This window comes from Alteromonas sp. MMG017 (assembly GCF_018100795.1).
Lineage (GTDB): Bacteria > Pseudomonadota > Gammaproteobacteria > Enterobacterales > Alteromonadaceae > Alteromonas.
Genome location: NZ_JAGJDY010000056.1, coordinates 1 through 628 on the forward strand (window position 1 = coordinate 1; position 628 = coordinate 628).

Consider the following 628-nt stretch of genomic DNA (forward strand, 5'->3'; position numbering starts at 1 on the left):
GTTAGCTGCCAAGGAGAGACCGAGTGCCTGTTTGGGGTTATTTTTATTGTTGCGTTTTTTTGTTGAGTTGCTGTTTTGGTCTTTTTGACAAAAATCGCTTAAGACGTCCGTATCAACTGGCAGGTGAAATTTTAGATTGTCTTTGTGGTATTTTGATATTTCTAATAGCTTTTAGTGTTGTGCAATTTGAGTTTTCCGCAACGATTAGCTCGCTCTGTTTTATATACACCCTTGCGTGGTCATACCATGCTCATAGACATTATCTTGATTATAAAAAATTCAAATCAGATATTCATAAAACAGCAATAGCTGAGCATGAGAAATTGTTCGAAAAAATATCAGAGATAAATGAGAGAGCGATAGAAGATGGAGTTGATCCATCCGAATTAGAAAGTATTGAGCAAACCTATGATTTTGACCAAGCAGAAAAAGAGGCTCATTTTTTTTACATTGGTACAGTAGTTGTTATCTTGATAATACTAATTCCATATTTGTATGTTTATCTGAAATCAGTAGGTTTAAGTGGCAGCTAACAAAAAAATTAAGTCACTCACTGCGTTCGCTGGGACGCAAACACGCGGGGAGGCTACGCCATTATGCCCCACATGTCTGCGCCCCTTATTTAAAA

Annotated in this window: 1 protein-coding gene; it reads left to right on the forward strand. The window is 37.1% G+C overall.

The genetic code is table 11. The annotated features are described in order from the left end of the window. The first annotated feature begins 23 nt into the window (after positions 1 to 23). The gene (locus tag J8L84_RS20205) at positions 24 to 533 is read left to right on the forward strand and encodes a hypothetical protein (protein ID WP_211072275.1); all 510 of its coding nucleotides are present in this window, start codon (positions 24 to 26) and stop codon (positions 531 to 533) included. Positions 534 to 628 lie beyond the last annotated feature (95 nt).